The sequence below is a fragment of the Amycolatopsis camponoti genome, assembly GCF_902497555.1.
GTDB lineage: Bacteria > Actinomycetota > Actinomycetes > Mycobacteriales > Pseudonocardiaceae > Amycolatopsis > Amycolatopsis camponoti.
In genome coordinates, this window is sequence record NZ_CABVGP010000002.1 from 1,234,854 (window position 1) to 1,251,565 (window position 16,712).

Sequence of the window (16,712 nt, forward strand, 5' to 3'; positions counted from 1 at the left end):
CCCGGGCACTCGCCGTGCCCGGGACGGCTTTCTGCGTTTTTCCGCCGCATGCTGGGGAATCGTGCGCAGTGGGGGCAATCGGGAAGACGTCCCACGGCCCCGCGCGGTGTGAGGATCCAGGAGTCAGTTGTCCTCGCCGACGAACGGGCCGTGACCAATGCAGCCGTTTCGCGTCTCCATCCCGCAGGCCGACCTCGACGATCTGAACGCCCGCCTCGCCGCCACCCGCTGGCCGGCCGAGCTGCCCGGCGTCGGCTGGGGCCGGGGCGTTCCGCTGGACTACCTCAAGGACCTCGCCGAGTACTGGCGGACCGGGTACGACTGGCGCGTCGCCGAAGCGAAGCTGAACTCGTTCCCCAACTTCCGGACCCGCATCGACGGCTCGGACATCCACTTCGTGCACGTGCGCTCGCCCCACGAGGACGCGATCCCGCTCGTGCTCACCCACGGCTGGCCGGGCGGCGTCGTCGAGTTCGTCGACCTGGTCGAGCCGCTCACCCGGCCCGCCGCCGGCGAGCAGGCGTTCCACCTGGTCGTGCCGTCGATCCCCGGCTACGGCTTCTCGACGCTGGAGGAGACCGGCTGGGACGTGCCGCGCATCGCCCGCGCGTGGGCCGAGCTGATGCGCCGCCTCGGCTACGACCACTACATCGCGCAAGGCGGCGACGCCGGCTCGGTGATCTCGCTGGAGCTCGGCCGGATCGACCCGGACCACGTGCTCGGCGTGCACGTGAACATGCTGATGACCTTCCCTTCGGGCGACCCGGCCGACTTCGCGGACCTCGACGAGGTCGACCAGGCGCGGCTGGCGCGGCTCGGGCAGTTCGACGCCGAGCTGTCGGGCTACATGCGGGTCATGGCGCAGCGTCCGCAGACGCTGGCCTACGGGCTGACCGACTCGCCGGTGGGCCAGCTGGCGTGGATCGTGGAGAAGTTCCGCGAGTGGACCGACGCGGTGCTCGTTCCCGAGGACGCGGTCTGCCGCAACCACCTGCTGACCATCGTTTCGACCTACTGGCTGACCGCGAGCGCCGGCCCGTCGGCCCAGTTCTACTACGAAGGCGCCGAAGGGGTCCGGCTCGCCGCGAGCGGCGTGCGGCCGCCGCCGCTGGAGGTGCCGGTCGGTGTCGCGGTGTTCCCCCGCGACCTCTTCCTGCCGATCCGCCGCTGGGCCGACCGGGACATCCCGACCATCAAGCACTGGACGGAGTTCGATCGCGGCGGCCACTTCGCCGCGATGGAGCAGCCCGGGCTGCTGGCCGGTGACATCAGCAAGTTCGCCCGTTCCCTCTGAGCCCGGCCGAATCCGGATTGGAGTTCCCGATGGTTTCCCGGTCCCTTCAAGAGCGCTTCGCCGAGCAGGTGGACCGCACCCCGGACGCGGTCGCCGTGTCCGCCGACGGCGTGGTGCTCACCTACCGGCAGCTCGACCGGCTGGCGAACCGGCTGGCGCACCGCCTGCTGGGCCTCGGCGCCGGGGACGAGCGACCGGTCGCGGTGCTGATGGACCGGTCACCCGACGTCGTCGTCGCCGTGCTGGCGGTGCTCAAGACCGGGGCCGCGTACCTGCCGCTGCACCACTCGAACCCGGTGGAGCGCCAGCAGTGGATCCTCGAGCACGCCGGCGACCCGATCCTGCTGACCGACCGCGCCCTGCGCGAGCGGGGCCTGCCGGTGGCGGGGCGGGTCGTCGTGGTCGACGAGGACGACCGGGCCGGCCTGCCCGAGAGCGACCCGGCGGTGGCCGGGCACCCCGAGGACGTCGCGTACGTCATGTACACCTCCGGCACCACCGGGGAGCCCAAGGGTGTCTCGGTGCCGCACCGCGCGGTCCTCGGGCTCGTCGACGACACCCGGTGGGCGACCGGCTGGCACGACCGGCTGCTGCTGGTCGCGCCGCACGCGTTCGGCGTCTCCACCTACGAGCTGTGGGTGCCGCTGCTGCGCGGTGGCACCATCGTGCTCGCCCCGCCGGGCGACCTCGACATCGCGACGCTGCGCCGGCTGATCACCGACCGGGCGATCACCGGCCTGCACCTGACCGCGGGGCTGTTCCGGCTGGTCGCGTCGGAAGCGCCGGAGTGCTTCGCCGGCGTGCGCGAGGTGCTGACCGGCGGCGACGTGATCGCGCCGAACGCCGTGCGCCGCGTGCTGGAGACCTGCCCCGGCACCGTCGTCCGCGCGATGTACGGCGCCACCGAGCTTTCGACGTTCGCCGTCAGCTGGCCGATGCGGACGCTCGCCGACGTCGAAGCCGGCGTTCCCGTCGGCGAGCCGCTCGACGGCCTGCGCGCGTACGTGCTCGACGAACGGCTCGAACCGGTGGCCGACGGCGCCGCCGGCGAGCTGTACCTCGCGGGCACCAGGCTCGGCCGCGGCTACCACGGCCGGCCGGACCTGACCGCCGACCGGTTCGTCGCCGACCCCTTCGGCGGGGACGGCGGCCGGATGTACCGCACCGGCGACCTCGTCCGGTACACCGCCGGCGGGGTGCTCGACTTCGTCGGCCGCGCCGGGGACCTCGTGAAGATCCGCGGCTTCCGCGTGGAGCTCGGCGAGATCGAGACCGTGGTGTCGAAGTTCGCCGGCCTCGCGCACGTGGCCGTCGTCGCGCGGGAGGACGAGCCCGGCGAGACGAAGCTCGCCGCGTACGTCGTGCCCGCGGCCGGCGGGACGGTCGACGTGCCCGCGCTGCGCGCGCACACCGCCGAGCTGCTGCCCGACTACATGGTCCCGGCCTTCGTCGTGCTCGACACGCTTCCCCTGACCCCCAACGGGAAGCTGGACCGCAAGGCCCTGCCGGTGCCGGAGACCGCGGTCGCCGGGGAGTACCGCGCGCCGGTCACCGACCGCCAGCGCGTCCTGTGCGCGCTGTTCGAAGAGGTGCTCGGCGCCGCCCGGGTCGGGCTCGACGACAGCTTCTTCGACCTCGACGGCCAGTCGATGCTCGCCATGCAGCTGATCAGCCGCATCCAGGCCGAGCTCGGCCTGGAACCGACCATCGGGGACCTGTTCAACGCACCGACCGTCGCCGCGCTCGACGAGCTGCTGCCCAGCGGAGGGGAAGCATGAGCACCAACCCGTTCGACGTCGAGGACGGCACCTTCCGGGTGCTGGTCAACGCCGAGGACCAGTACTCGCTGTGGCCCGCGGACCTCACCGTGCCGCGCGGCTGGACCGAGGCGCACGGCCCGGCGGCCAAGGACGGCTGCCTCGAGTACGTCCGCGCGCACTGGACCGACCCGCGGCCGCGCAGCCTGGCCGCCGCCGACCCGAGGAGGGATGCCCGATGACCGGACCCGCGGTGCCGGAAGGGCCGTTGCCGCTCTCGCTCAACCAGGAGTTCCTCTGCGCCTACGACAAGGGCGAGCTGGACGGTGCCTTCGGGCACCTGCACACGCTCGCCTACGGCTGGCGCGTCCGCGGCGCCCTGGACCTCGCGACGCTGCGGGCCGCGCTCGACGACCTCGTCGTCCGGCACGAGACGCTGCGCACCACCATCACCCGCGGCGAGGAGCGGTCCCAGCGGATCCACCCGCCGTCCCCGGTCGACCTGGAGGTCCGGGACCTGCTCGCCGAGCCGAGCGGCCGCGACGTGCGCGCCGAGGAGTTCACCAACGAGATCGAGGCGATCCCGTTCCCGGTCGGCCCGCTGCCGCACCTGCGCGCGGTGCTGGGCCGGTTCGACGACGAGGACGCGGTCCTCGTGCTGGTCACCCACCACAGCGCCACCGACGGCTGGTCGATGCAGGTGCTGATGCGCGACCTGACGCTCCTCTACGCCGCCCGCCGCGGCAACGCCCCGCGTGAGCTGCCCCCGGTCGGGCACTACCGGGACTTCACCGCGTGGCAGCACTCCGACGCCGCGGCCGCCGCGGTCGCCCGCCCGCTGGCCTACTGGCGGGAGCAGCTGGCCGGCGCGCAGATCCTCGCCGTGCCCACGGACACCCCGAAGGACCCGGCGCGCACCAGCGCCTACGGGGTGCACCGGTTCCTGATCGACCGGGAGCTGACGGCCGCGACCCTCGCGTTCGCGAAGTCGGCACGCAGCACGCCGTTCATGGTGCTGCTGGCCGCCTACGTCGCGTTGCTGCACCGGCAGACCGGGGAGACCGACATCGTGGTCCCGACCTTCACCTCGGGCCGGTTCCAGCGGGAGTACGCCGACTCCGTCGGGCCGTACTTCAACTTCGTCGCCCTGCGCGTGCGCCTCGACGGCTCCGCGACGCTGCGCGACCTGCTGGAGCGGGTCCGCAAAACCTGCTTCGACGCCTACGCCAACGACATCCCGTTCAGCCTGGTCGTGCCCGAGGTGCCGCAGGTGGTCACGCAGTTCGCCGCGGCCGACCGCGCGGTCGTCGCGTTCGAGGTGCTGCAGTCGCCGGACGCGCTCGACGAGACCGTCGTCGGCGACCTGACCTGCACCGAGATCCGCCGCCGGACGATCTCGCAGCCGGTCAGCTGCGGCATCCCGGACGGCGGGCTGTGGGCGACCGACATCCTGCCTTCGGGCGAGATGGCGTCGAGCCTCAAGTACGACGCCAACCTGTACGACCGCGCGACGGTCGAGGCCACCGCGAAGGAGTTCCGCGAGCTGCTCGCCGAGCTGACCGGCGCGCCGGACTCGCCGGTGGCGGGTTCCTGATCGGCAACCGGGGAGACGAGACCGCCGCCCCGCCCGTGCCACCCTGGGCCGAGGAGGGCCGGCGGTGCACCGGTACTGGAGTGAGACCCATCCGAGGCAAAGGATCTGTCCAGTCATGACCACCAGTGTGTCCACAGAGGACTTTCCGCCCCCGCCGGAACCGGACCTCACGCCCGCGCGGGTCGTCGAGCGGGCCGAGGCGATCGCGCCGTCGCTGGTGGAACGCCAGGCCGAAACCGAGAAGCGCACCTACTACGCCGAAGACACCCACGAACAGTTCCGCGAGGCCGGCTTCTACCGGCTGCTCGTGCCGCGCCGGTACGGGGGCTACGAGTTCGGTGTCGAGACGTTCATGCGGGTGGCGATGACGATCGCCCGCGGCTGCCCGTCGACCGGGTGGCAGTACCTGTTCGGTGCGGCGCACGCCCTTCCGGTGGCCAGCCTCTTCGGCCGCGAGGCGCAGGACGAGGTGTTCGCCGGCGGCGACTTCCTCTGCCCGATCACCGTCGGTCCCACCGGGTCCGGCGTCCCCACCGGCGACGGTGGCTGGCTCGTCAACGGGAACTGGGGCTACAGCTCGGGCGCGCCGTACGCGACGCACTTCGTCGGGCACACGCTCGTCGCCGGTGAGGCCGGTCCGCGGCCGCTGATGTTCCTGCTGCCGCGCGCGCAGTGGCAGCGGCTCGACGACTGGGGCAACGGCCTCGGCCTCAAGGGCAGCGGCTCGCACACCATCCGCGTCGAGGACGTCGTCGTGCCCGCGCACCGCGCGATCGAGGCACACGTGAGCCAGCTGCCGGTGACCGGCGGCACGCCGGGCCGGGAGCTGCACGGCAATCCGGAGTACGGCGGCGGCCCGCTCAGCTTCATGCTGCTGGAGCTGGGTGTCCTGTCGGTCGGCATCGCCCAGGGCGCGTTGGACGCGTACGCGGAGCTGATGCGCACCCGGACCACGACCTACCTGCCGATCGTGCCGCGGACCGAGGACACCGACTACCAGTTCCACTACGGCGAAGCGGTGAGCAAGATCGGCGCCGCCGAGGCCGCCGTGTTCGGCGCGCTGCGGCAGTGGAGTGAGACCTGCGCCCGCGGCGCGGCCGCGTTCACCCGCGAGACGGAGCTGCGGCTCGCCCTGATCAGCAAGCAGGCGATCGCCCTCACCTGGTCGGCGGTCGCCGACCACCTGTTCCCGACGGCGGGCTCCAGCGCGGTCAAGAACGGCGAGCGGATCGAACGGGTGTGGCGGGACCTGTCGATGGTGCACAGCCACGCCGGCGTCGGCCTGTTCCTCGGTGGCAAGGCCAACCGGGAGCTCGCGCGCCTCACCTTCGGCGTGCCGGAATGACCGCCGGCGCCGCGCGGTACCAGGATCCGCCCGAACCTCATGGAGAAAGTCATGGATGAGCGCTGTCCCTTCGCCCTCGACACCAGCGGAACGAACATCCACGCGGAGGCGGCCGCCCTGCGCGCGCAGGGGCCGGCGGTCCTGGTGGAGCTGCCCGGCGGCGTGCACGCCTGGTCGGTCAACAGCCACCGCGTGATCAAGCAGCTGCTCGCCGATCCGCGGGTCACCAAGAGCGCCCGCAACCACTGGCCGGCGTTCATCAACGGCGAGATCCCGCCGGACTGGCAGATGATCAGCTGGGTCGCCATGGACAACATGGTGACCTCGTACGGCAAGGACCACGTGCGGTTGCGCCGGCTGGTCGGCAAGGCGTTCACGCCCCGGCGGACCGAGGCGATCAAGCCGCGGATCGTGGAGCTGACGAACGAGCTCATCGAGGGCCTGGCCGCGGCCGCCCCGGGTGAAGTCGTCGACCTGCGGGCGCGGTTCGCCTACCCGCTGCCCGCGCGGCTCGTCGCCGACCTGATCGGGATGGGCGAGGAGGCCCGGGTCAAGACCGCGAAGGTGATCGACATGATGGTCGACACCACGGTGACGCCGGAGCAGGCGCAGTCGGTCCTGGCGGGCTGGCGCGGAGCGATGGGCGACCTGATCGCCGAGAAGCGGGCGAACCCGGGCGAGGACATCACCAGCGACCTGGTCGCCGCCCGTGACGAGGACGGCTCCAAGCTGAGCGAGGTCGAGCTCACCGACACGATCTTCGCGATCCTCGGCGCCGGTTCCGAGACGACGATCAACTTCTTCGACAACTCCATTTCGGCGCTGCTGGCCGACCCGGCCCAGCTCGAGCTCGTCCGGTCGGGCCGGGCGAGCTGGGACGACGTCATCGACGAGACGCTGCGCGTCGAGTCCCCGCTGGCGCACCTGCCGCTGCGCTACGCCGTCGAGGACATCGAGCTGGACGGCGGGGTCACCATCCCGGCCGGCGACCCGATCCTGGTCAACTACAGCGCCGTCGGCCGCGACCCGGAGCTGCACGAAGACCGGCCGGAGACGTTCGACCTCGCCCGCGAGGACAAGCAGCACCTCTCGTTCGGCCACGGGCCGCACTTCTGCCTCGGCGCCGGCATCGCGCGCGCGGTCGCGACGATCGGCCTGTCCACCCTGTTCGAGCGGTTCCCGGAGCTGAACCTGGCGGTGGAGCGCGACGAGCTCCAGCCGCTGCCGACGTTCATCATGAACGGCCACCGCGCCCTCCCGGTCCGCCTGGCCGCGGCGGCTCAGGCGGCCGACGCCGCCTGAGAGGTCCGTCCCGAGTGCCCCGGCGCCCCCGAGCGCCGGGGCACTTCCACGTGCGCCAACACGTGATTGAAGCGCTGACACGCGTGATTGAAGGGTCGACTCGCGTGATTGAAGGGTCGACACGGCATGGGGCGGTGGCCGGGGCCGTGTCGTCGCCGCAATCACGCGTGTCGACTCCTGGATCACGCGTGTCGACCCTTGGTGCACACGAGGAAGCGCCCCCGGCCGGGGGCCGGGGGCGCTGGGTGGGGCAGGTCAGGGCTTGGACTTGCGCAGCACCTTGAGCACCATGCCCGGGCTCATCAGCGACTGGGGCGGGTCGACCAGGCCGGCCACCCGCATGAAGGTGCGGGTGATGCTGCCGTCGCGCGTCGCCGCCGCCTGGAGCTTCGCCATGTACGCGTTGCCCATCCGGACCTTGGCCGTGCGCTTGCCTTCCACCTCGGCGAACGCGAGGTCGCCGCTGGCCGAGAACTCCCACGGCGTCGCGATGACGCCGTCGATGTCCTTGAAGAACGCCTTCGCGTCGACCTCGCCGCCGCGTGCGAGGTGCTCGCGCAGCACCAGCGACTCGAGCGCGGCGACCGTCATGCCCTGCCCGTACACCGGGTTGAAGCTGCACGCGGCGTCGCCCATCACCAGGAACCCGCGCGGGAATCGCGGCAGCCGCTCGAAGTGCTTCCGCACGCTCGCCGGGTACTTGAACGCCACCGGGTCGTCGACCGGCTCGGCGTCCTTGATGACGTCGTAGACGTCCGGCACCGGCAGCGTCCGGGCCCACTCGAGGAAGCCCTCCGGGTCGGTGGGCGCGGCGTCGCCGAGCACGCCGGTCAGCGACACCGCCGACTTCCCGCCTTCGATGCGGGAGAAGAACGCCCCCCGCGGGTGCGACGGGGTCGCCACCGGGTTGATCGACAGGTCACCGTTCAGGATCGACTCGTCCGGCAGGCGGTAGACGCGGGTCGTATAGGTCAGGTCGATCTTGACCCGGTCCTCCTCCGGCCGCTCGTAGCCGAGCTCCTCCAGCCACTTCGGGGTCCGGGAGCCGCGGCCGGTCGTGTCGACGACGACGTCGGCCTCGAGCACCTGCTCGACGCCGTCGTGCGGGTGGATCCGCACCCCGGTGATCCGGTCGTTGCCCGCCGACGCCACCAGCGCGACGATGTCGGTCCGCTCGGCGAGCCGGACGTTCGACAGCTTCTCCACGCCGCGCCGGACGTGGCTCTCCAGCACCGGCCGAGCGGCCGAGACGCAGGTCAGCCCGGTGGTTCCCGGCTGCAGCCTGCGCCCGTTGAAGAACCAGCGCAGCTCGCCGAGATCGCCGGTCGGCACGCCGGCCGCGACCGCGCCCTCGGTGAAGCCGGGGAACAGCTCCTCCAGGATCTGCTGGCCGCGCGCGAGCAAACCGTGCACGTGCCGGCCCTGCGGGACGCCCCGGCGGGCGGTGTCCACCCCGGTCAGGGTGTCCCGGTCCACGATCACCACTTCGGCGTAGGCATCGGACAGCACGCGCGCGGCCAGCAGCCCCGCCATGCTCCCGCCGAGCACCACCGCCCGGTCGCCAAGATTCGGCACCGCGGTCACCTCCAGCTTCCTCGGGCTCAGATGTAGAGCGTGTTGGGCTCGAGACCGGCGAGCACCCGGCCGTACAGCTCGGCGTTGGTGTTGGGGTGCATCAGCGCGTGCTGGTTCACCGCGGCGATGTCCCGCGCGATGCGCTGGATCGGGACGTCCAGGAAGACCGACGAACCGCCGCTGGCGGTGGCGAAGATGTCGACCGCCTGCTTGGCCAGCCGGACGACCGCACCCAGGTCACCGCGCGCCTGCGCGCGCTCGACCAGCGTCCACTCCGCGCCGCTCACCGCGTGCGCGTCGACGGAGTCCGCGAGCCGGAAGGCGTGGAACTCGGCCTGGTCGATCTTCTGGGTGGCCTCGGCCAGCTGGTGGTGCGTCAGCGGGGCCTCGGCCTGGTTCGCGTAGTTCGTGTAGGTGATCTTGCGGTTCGGCAGGCGCTCGAGGAAGGCCTCGCGCGCGGCGTGGGCCAGGCCGACCACCGTGCCGACCGACGACGCCGACGCGACCGGCAGCAGCGGCGCGCGGTAGATCGCCGAGCCCGCGTTCGCCTCGGAAGCGCCCTGGCCGCCGAGGATCGCCGGCAGCGGCAGCACACGCTCCTGCGGCACGAACAGGTTTTCCGCGATGGTCGTGATGCTCCCGGTGCCGCGCAGGCCCGCGGTGTGCCAGTCGTCGATCGTGACCAGGTCGCTCATCGGCACCAGCGCCATCACGGGGTACGGCTCGCCGCCCGCCGGGTCGACGAAGATCGCGATGATCTCCTGCCACTGCGCGTGCTGGGCGCCCGAGATGAAGCCCCACTTGCCGTTCACGACGATGCCGCCGTCGGCGGGGGCCGCCATCCCGGTCGGGCTCAGCGTGCCGCACACGCGGACGTCCGGCGTCGAGAAGACCTCGTCCTGCACGGCGTCCGGGAAGTGGCAGGTCATCCAGGTGGGGATCCAGTAGACCGACGCGGTCCACGACGTCGAGCCGTCGGCCCGGCCCAGCTGCTTGCCGACCTCGACCAGGGTGCGGGTGTCGGCTTCGTAGCCGCCGTAGCGCTTGGGCGTGCGCAGCCGGAAGATCCCGGCGTCGGCGAGAGCCTGGACGGAGTCGTCGTGCAGCCGGCGGTTCTCCTCGGACCATTCCGCGTTCTTCGCCAGCACGGGAACCAGTTCGGCCGCGCGGCCGACGATCTCCTCGCGGGCCGGGACGTCGCTCGTCGTCACCATTTCCTCCAGGTAAGTTCTCCGACGGTGGACTGAGCGTTTCGAAACACCGGCGACGCGCGAGTCGCCCTCAATCCCGTCGTCGACCGTCGCACCCGCCGCTGCGCCGCGGCATCTCCCCGATTGCGAACGCGCTGCCGGGCAAGGGGAAAGACGGCGGTTCCCGCATCGCACGAGAAGCGCGCGGGGCGCCGCCGGTGCGAGCATCGACTTCGGCAGCACCCGTTCGTCCGCCTGTCCCGCTTCGGCGCGTCTCGCGCCGGGAAGAGGAGACCATTGCCGTGACCGAGGGACCGAGCCACGCCGCGGACGAGGCCGGCCGGCGGCCGGTGACGCGCCCGCTGACCGGGGACGAGTACATCGAGAGCCTCCGCGACGACCGCCAGGTCTACCTCTACGGCGAGCGGGTCAAGGACGTCACGTCGCACCCGGCGTTCCACAACCCGATCCGGATGACGGCGCGCCTCTACGACGCGCTCCACGACCCGGCCACCAAGGACGTCCTCACGAAGCCGACCGACACCGGCAGCGACGGCTACACGCACCGCTTCTTCGCGACGCCGCGCAGCGTCGAAGACCTCGTGGGCGACCAGCAGGCGATCGCCGCGTGGTCGCGGCTGTCCTACGGCTGGATGGGCCGCAGCCCGGACTACAAGGCGGCCTTCCTCGGGACGCTCGGCGCGAACGCGGACTTCTACGCCCCCTTCGACGGCAACGCCCGGCGCTGGTACAAGGAAGCCCAGGAGAAGGTCCTGTACTGGAACCACGCGATCGTGCACCCGCCGGTCGACCGGAACCGGCCGCCGGACGAGGTCGCGGACGTGTTCGTGCACGTGGAGAAGGAGACCGACGCCGGCCTGATCGTCAGCGGCGCCAAGGTCGTCGCGACCGGGTCCGCGCTGACGCACGCGAACTTCATCGCCCACTACGGTATCCCGATCAAGAAGCGCGAGTTCGCGCTGGTCTGCACCATCCCGACCGGCGCGCCGGGCACCAAGCTGATCTGCCGTCCGTCCTATTCGGCCACCAGCGCGGTGATGGGCAGCCCGTTCGACCACCCGCTGTCGTCGCGGCTCGACGAGAACGACACGATCCTGGTGCTGGACAAGGTGCTCGTCCCGTGGGAGGACGTGTTCATCTACGGCGACATCGGCAAGGTGCAGCTGTTCACCGGCCAGTCCGGCTTCATCGAGCGGTTCACCTTCCACGGCTGCACGCGGCTCGCGGTGAAGCTCGAGTTCCTCGCCGGCCTGCTGATCAAGGCCCTGGAGATCACCGGCACCAAGGACTTCCGCGGCGTGCAGAGCCGGGTCGGCGAAGTGCTGGCGTGGCGCAACCTGTTCTGGTCGCTGTCGGACTCCGCGGCGCGCAACCCGGTGCCGTGGCGCAACGGCGCGTACCTGCCCAACCCGCAGTACGGCCTGGCCTACCGGTGGTTCATGCAGGTCGGCTACCCGCGGGTGCGGGAGATCATCATGCAGGACGTCGCGAGCGGCCTCATCTACACCAACTCGAGCGCCGAGGACTTCAAGAACCCCGAGATCCGGCCGTACCTCGACAAGTACGTCCGCGGCTCGGGCGGTGTCGACTCGGTCGAGCGCGCGAAGGTGATGAAGCTGCTGTGGGACGCCGTCGGCACCGAGTTCGGCGGCCGGCACGAGCTCTACGAGCGCAACTACGCGGGCAGCCACGAGAACACCCGGGTCGAGCTGCTGTTCGGCCAGCTCGCCGACGGCACGGTCGACGGCTACAAGTCCTTTGTGGACGATTGCCTGGCCGAGTACGACCTGGACGGCTGGACGGTGCCCGACCTCTCGTCGTTCGGCGAGCTGCGCCACTTCCGGGACGGGCTGTCCGGGCTCTGAGACCGCGAACCCGCACGGCCGCGAGGCCCGGGACGAAGGACGGCACATGACGACGCTCGCGGCCGCGGTGGCCGAGACCATCGCGCACCACGGCATCCGGCACGCCTTCGGCGTGGTCGGCAACGGCAACATCTACTTCGTCGAGGCCCTGACCGGCACCGGCGCCCGCTACGTGCCGGCCCGGCACGAAGGTGGCGCCGTCGCCATGGCCGAGGCGTACTACCGCACGACGGGCGAGGTGGCGGTCTGCACCACCACCTACGGCCCCGGCCTGACGAACGTCGCGACCGGGCTCACCGAAGCGGTGAAGCGGCGCAGCCCGGTCCTGCTCGTCTGCGGGGACGCGCCGGTGGGCCGGCCGCCCCGGCCGACCGACTTCGCCCAGCGGGAGTTCATCGAGAGCCTCGGTGCCCGCGCGGTCCGCGTCACCGACCCGGCGACCGCGCGCGAAACCGCGGCGGACGCGCTCGAGCTGGCCCGCCAGGACCGCGTCCCGGTGGTGCTCTGCCTGCCCGACGACCTGCTCAAGGCCGAGGTCCCGGCCGTACCGGCACCCCAGGCGGCGACCGCGCGCCTGGTGCACGTGACACCGCCCGCCCCCGGCGAGCTGGCGCCGGTTCTCGAAGCCCTCGCGGGGGCACGGCGGCCGCTGGTCCTCGCCGGCGCCGGCGCCTGGCAGGCGGGCGCGGCGAAGATCCTGGCCGACCTCGCCGACGAGCTCGGCGGCCTGCTGGCCACGACCGTGCAGGCGGCCGGGCTGTTCGCCGGGCACAAGTGGTCGGTCGGGCTGTGCGGCGGGTTCTCCTCGCCGCGCGCGGCCGAACTGATCGCCGAGGCCGATGTCGTGCTCGCCTTCGGCGCCACGCTCAACGTCTTCACCCTGCACGGGGGCAAGCTGCCCGGCCCCGACGCGACGCTGGTGCGGATCGACGCCTCCGCCGCCCCGGCGATCCCGCGGGTCGACCTCACGGTCACCGGCGACGCCGCCGACGTGGCCGTGGCCCTGCTCGACACGCTCCGGGCCCGCGGTACCGGCGCGTCCGGCTGGCGCACCGAGCTCGGCGAGCTCGGGAAGATCGGCTGGGTGGACGCGCCGTTCGACGACCGGAGCACCGCCGACCGGATCGACCCGCGCGCGCTGTCGGCGGAGCTGGCCCGGCTGCTGCCCCCGGAGCGCACGCTGGTCACCGACGGCGGGCACTTCGCCGGCTGGCCGATCATGTACCTGCCGGCGCCGGATCCCGCCGGCCTGGTGTTCACCGGGGTCGGGTTCCAGGTGATCGGATTGGGCTTCGCGGGCGCGGTCGGCGCGGTCACCGGGCGCCCGGACCGCACCACCGTGGTCGCCCTCGGCGACGGCGGCGCCCTGATGGGCCTGCCCGACCTCGAGACGCTGGTCCGCACCGCCGAGTCCGCGCTGGTGGTCGTCTACGACGACGCCGCCTACGGCTGGGAGGTCCACGTCTACGGCGACGTCGCCGACCCGGACTCGATCGCCTTCGCCGACACGGACTTCGCCGGCCTCGCCCGTGCGTTCGGCGCGACGGCCGCCGTGGTGCGGACGGTCGAGGACCTCGACGCCGTCCGGGCGTGGCTCGACCGGGGCCGCGCGGGAACGCTCGTGCTGGACTGCAAGGTCGTCCCGGACGTGGTGGCCGGGTTCCTCGCGGACCTGGCCGGACAGCTGCAGGCGGGCGGTGGCCCGGCGGGAGCGCCGGGGTCCGGCCGGGCCGCCGCGTGAACTGGGAGGAGAAGACCCCGATGGGCACCAGGACCGTGGTCGACGTCTGGCTCGCCGATCTGACGTTCCCGAACTACATGGAGCCGCTGCTGCGGCTCGGCGAGGAGTTCGAGCGTCGGCACCCCGAGTACGAGATCAAGATCCAGAGCAGCAACTTCCGGCGGATGCCGCAGGAGATCCACGAAGCCGCGCTCGGCGGCCGGCGCCCGGCGATCGCCGAGTACTACTACACGGCGACGCAGATCGCGCGCGACGCCGTCGACCGGGACGGCGTGCCGCTGTTCACGCCGGTGGAGCGCGCCGTCGCCGGCCGCACGGAGATCCTCGGCGAGCCGGTGGTGACGGGTGACGTCATCCGGCCGCTGCGGGACTTCTACAGCCAGGACGGCGAGCTCGGCTCGATGCCGACGGTCGGCACGACGAGCCTGCTGTACACCAACAAGTCCGTCCTGGACGCCGCCGGCGTCCGGGAGATCCCGCGGACGTGGGGGGAGCTCGAGGCGGCGTGCGCGGCCGTCGCCCGGCTGTCCGGCGGTCCTTCCCACGGCGTCACGTGGGCCAACCACGGCATCTTCTTCCAGCAGGCGCTGGGCACACAGGGCGCGCTGATGGTGGAGCCGGACAACGGCCGGACCGCGCGCGGCACCCGGATCAGCCTGGCCGGTAAGGAGATGCTCACCTGGGTCGAGTGGTGGCAGCGCCTGCACGCGGCGGGCACGTACCTCTACACCGGCGCCGTCAACGACTGGCTCGGCACGTTCCAGCGGTTCATCGGCGGGCAGACGGCGTTCCGCTTCAGCTCGTGCACCGACGTGCGCTACACGGTGGCGGCGGCGAAGGACGCCGGGTTCGACCTGGTGGTGAGCCGGCTGCCGTACAACGAGCAGGTGCCGTTCGCGGGCAACGTCGTCGCGGGCACGTCCCTGTGGCTCGGCGCCGGCCTGGACCCCGTGGTCGAAGAGGGCGCGCTGGCGTTCCTGCAGTTCGTGAACAACCCGCGCAACGCGGCGGAGTGGCACAAGATCAGCAGCTTCATCCCGGTGACGAACGCGGCGATCGCGCGGCTCGAGGACGAGGGCTACTTCGCCGAGCACCCGTACCACCGGGTGGCCCCGGACCAGCTCCACGCCGGCGACGGCTCGCTCGCCGCCCGCGGCCCGCTGCTGGGCGACTACGGCGGCATCCACGACGTGCTGACGGCGGCGATGGACGACGTCCTGGCCCGCGGCGCGGACCCGGCGGAGCGGTTCCGCCGCGCGGAGGCCGACGCGCAGGCGCTGCTGGACGCGTACGTCCACGACGTGACCTCAGGGGGCCCGCGCGGGCCGCACTGCTTCACCGTCGACTGAGGACGACGGCGAAAAAGGGGCTCCAGGGTGACCTGGAGCCCCTTTCGCGTGCGCGTCCCGGTTTTCCCGGCAGCCGGACGCCCCCGGTGCGGGGTAGGGGCACCGGGGGCGTCCAGGATGGTGGGTCAGTCTTCCGGCAGCTCGATCGACAGGCTGTGGTGGAACACGTTCCGCGGGTCGTACCGCTTCTTCACCCGCTGCAGCCGCGGGTAGTTGTCCTTGTAGTACAACGTCGTCCAGGCGACACCCGACTTGTTGTGCGCCGGGTCGGCCAGGTCGGCGTCGGGGTAGTTGATGTACGAGCCGTCGTTGTACTCGTTGGGGACCGGGACACCGCCGGTTTCGGCGTAGACGTCGCGGTAGAAGTCGCGCACCTGGCCGAGTACCAGCTCGTCGTCCGCCTCGTCGCCCCACCAGGCCATGAACGCGGCCTTGAGGATCGAGTCGCGCTGGGCGGTGGCGGTCGCCTCCGGGGCCACCGTGTTCACCTCGCCGCCGTAGCCGATGAGGATCAGCTCCTTGCGGGACGTCGTCCCGGTGCCCAGGTGCTCCCAGATCGTGTCGATCTGCGCGTCGGTGTAGCCCTTGCGCAGGTACGCGGCCTTGATCTTGACCCGCCGGACGTCCGGCGTGCCCTGGTCGCCCCAGTTCGGGTAGGCCGCGAAGTACAGCCACGGCCGGAACGTCTGCTGGCGGAACACCGGCTGCGCGGAAACGCCTTCGGTGACCGCGTCGAAGTAGGCGTCCAGCAGCTCCTCGCCGCCTTCGACCGCGCCGTCGACCATGCCGCCGATGGACAGGATCCCGTTGGAGCGGTGGGAGGAGTAGAAGAACGCCGAGTGCTGCGCGTGCGGCGAGCCCGGGTCGCTGTTGCGCTCGAACCAGTCGCCGACGTTCTTCAGCAGCCGCTTGAAGTCGGCTTCGGTGATCGAGCTCCAGTCCCAGGCGACCATGCCGTTGCGCCACATGCTCGGCGCCTTCGGCAGCAGCTCTTCCGGCGCGCCTTCGGTGATGCCGGGGGAGCGCACCCAGTACCGGGTGACGATGCCGAAGTTGCCGCCGCCGCCACCGGTGTGCGCCCACCACAGGTCGCGGTTCGGGTCGTCCTCCTCGCGGGTCGCGACGACCGCGCGGGCGGTGCCGTCGGCGTCGGCGACCACGACCTCCACGGCGTAGAGGTAGTCGACGACCGCGCCGATGCGCCGCGAGAGCGTGCCGTAGCCGCCGCCGGCGAAGTGCCCGCCGACGCCGACCTCGGTGCACTCGCCGGCCGGGAGCGTGACGTTCCAGCCCTTGAACAGCACGCGGTACACGTGCCCGAGGGTGGCGCCGGACTCGATCGCGAACGCGAGCCGCTCCGGGTCGTAGTAGACCTGGTTCATCTCCGACATGTCGAGCAGCACGCCGCTGTCGGCGGTGGCGAAGTCCTCGAAGCCGTGCCCGCCGCTGCGCACGGTGATCCGCTCGTCCGCCGCCACCGCGGCGCCGACGGTCTCGACGACCTGCTCGGTCGTGGTCACCACGCGCACGTAGTCGGGCCGGGCGACGAACCGGTGGTTGTGCCCGCGCACCATGCTGGCGTAGCGGGGGTCCGCGGACGTGATGGTGGACGCGCCGAGCCCGGTCGGATGGCCGTTCGTGCTCACTGTGATCCCTCCTGATTCCTGCCGGTACTCCCC

General features: G+C 72.1%; 12 protein-coding genes. 9 read left to right on the forward strand and 3 right to left on the reverse strand.

Annotation, left to right across the window (positions count from 1 at the left end; genetic code table 11):
• Positions 1 to 157: 157 nt before the first annotated feature.
• The 6 genes from AA23TX_RS26370 (at position 158) to AA23TX_RS26395 (ending at position 7,292) form a co-directional block, all read left to right on the forward strand.
• Positions 158 to 1,294, forward strand: coding sequence for an epoxide hydrolase family protein (locus tag AA23TX_RS26370; protein WP_155545517.1), 1,137 nt, complete (start codon positions 158 to 160; stop codon positions 1,292 to 1,294).
• Positions 1,295 to 1,323: 29 nt separating this feature from the next.
• Complete coding sequence (locus AA23TX_RS26375; protein ID WP_155545518.1) at positions 1,324 to 3,072, forward strand: non-ribosomal peptide synthetase; 1,749 nt, start codon at positions 1,324 to 1,326, stop codon at positions 3,070 to 3,072.
• Positions 3,069 to 3,293, forward strand: a complete 225-nt coding sequence (locus tag AA23TX_RS26380; protein ID WP_155545519.1) for an MbtH family protein — start codon at positions 3,069 to 3,071, stop codon at positions 3,291 to 3,293. The genes AA23TX_RS26375 and AA23TX_RS26380 overlap by 4 nt, the downstream gene beginning before the upstream one ends.
• Entirely contained in the window at positions 3,290 to 4,645 is a 1,356-nt protein-coding gene (locus tag AA23TX_RS26385) for a condensation domain-containing protein (protein ID WP_155545520.1), read from the forward strand. The genes AA23TX_RS26380 and AA23TX_RS26385 overlap by 4 nt, the downstream gene beginning before the upstream one ends.
• A gap of 115 nt (positions 4,646 to 4,760) precedes the next feature.
• Positions 4,761 to 5,990, forward strand: a complete 1,230-nt coding sequence (locus AA23TX_RS26390; RefSeq protein WP_155545521.1) for an acyl-CoA dehydrogenase family protein — start codon at positions 4,761 to 4,763, stop codon at positions 5,988 to 5,990.
• A gap of 51 nt (positions 5,991 to 6,041) precedes the next feature.
• Positions 6,042 to 7,292: a cytochrome P450 family protein gene (locus AA23TX_RS26395; RefSeq protein ID WP_155545522.1), complete on the forward strand. Its 1,251-nt coding sequence runs from the start codon at positions 6,042 to 6,044 to the stop codon at positions 7,290 to 7,292.
• A gap of 255 nt (positions 7,293 to 7,547) precedes the next feature.
• Here AA23TX_RS26395 and AA23TX_RS26400 read toward each other — a convergent pair whose 3' ends face one another.
• Positions 7,548 to 8,867 carry an FAD-dependent oxidoreductase gene (locus AA23TX_RS26400; RefSeq protein WP_230862710.1) on the reverse strand — a complete coding sequence of 440 codons (1,320 nt, stop codon included), beginning with the start codon at positions 8,865 to 8,867 and terminating at the stop codon, positions 7,548 to 7,550.
• A 26-nt stretch (positions 8,868 to 8,893) separates the two neighbouring features.
• On the reverse strand, positions 8,894 to 10,078 hold the full coding sequence (locus AA23TX_RS26405; protein WP_155547314.1) for an acyl-CoA dehydrogenase family protein: 1,185 nt from the start codon (positions 10,076 to 10,078) through the stop codon (positions 8,894 to 8,896).
• 281 nt (positions 10,079 to 10,359) lie between these two features.
• On the opposite strand from AA23TX_RS26405, the gene AA23TX_RS26410 reads away from it, so the two are divergent.
• From AA23TX_RS26410 to AA23TX_RS26420, 3 genes are read left to right on the forward strand one after another with little or no spacing between them, the layout of a single operon-like run.
• Entirely contained in the window at positions 10,360 to 11,943 is a 1,584-nt protein-coding gene (locus AA23TX_RS26410; protein WP_155545523.1) for a 4-hydroxyphenylacetate 3-hydroxylase family protein, read from the forward strand.
• 46 nt (positions 11,944 to 11,989) lie between these two features.
• On the forward strand, positions 11,990 to 13,684 hold the full coding sequence (locus AA23TX_RS26415) for a thiamine pyrophosphate-binding protein (RefSeq protein ID WP_155545524.1): 1,695 nt from the start codon (positions 11,990 to 11,992) through the stop codon (positions 13,682 to 13,684).
• A gap of 20 nt (positions 13,685 to 13,704) precedes the next feature.
• On the forward strand, positions 13,705 to 15,033 hold the full coding sequence (locus AA23TX_RS26420) for an extracellular solute-binding protein (RefSeq protein ID WP_155545525.1): 1,329 nt from the start codon (positions 13,705 to 13,707) through the stop codon (positions 15,031 to 15,033).
• A 125-nt stretch (positions 15,034 to 15,158) separates the two neighbouring features.
• Here the strand turns inward: AA23TX_RS26420 and AA23TX_RS26425 are convergent, their stop codons facing one another.
• Entirely contained in the window at positions 15,159 to 16,679 is a 1,521-nt protein-coding gene (locus tag AA23TX_RS26425) for an FAD-binding oxidoreductase (RefSeq protein WP_230862711.1), read from the reverse strand.
• Positions 16,680 to 16,712: the final 33 nt, after the last annotated feature.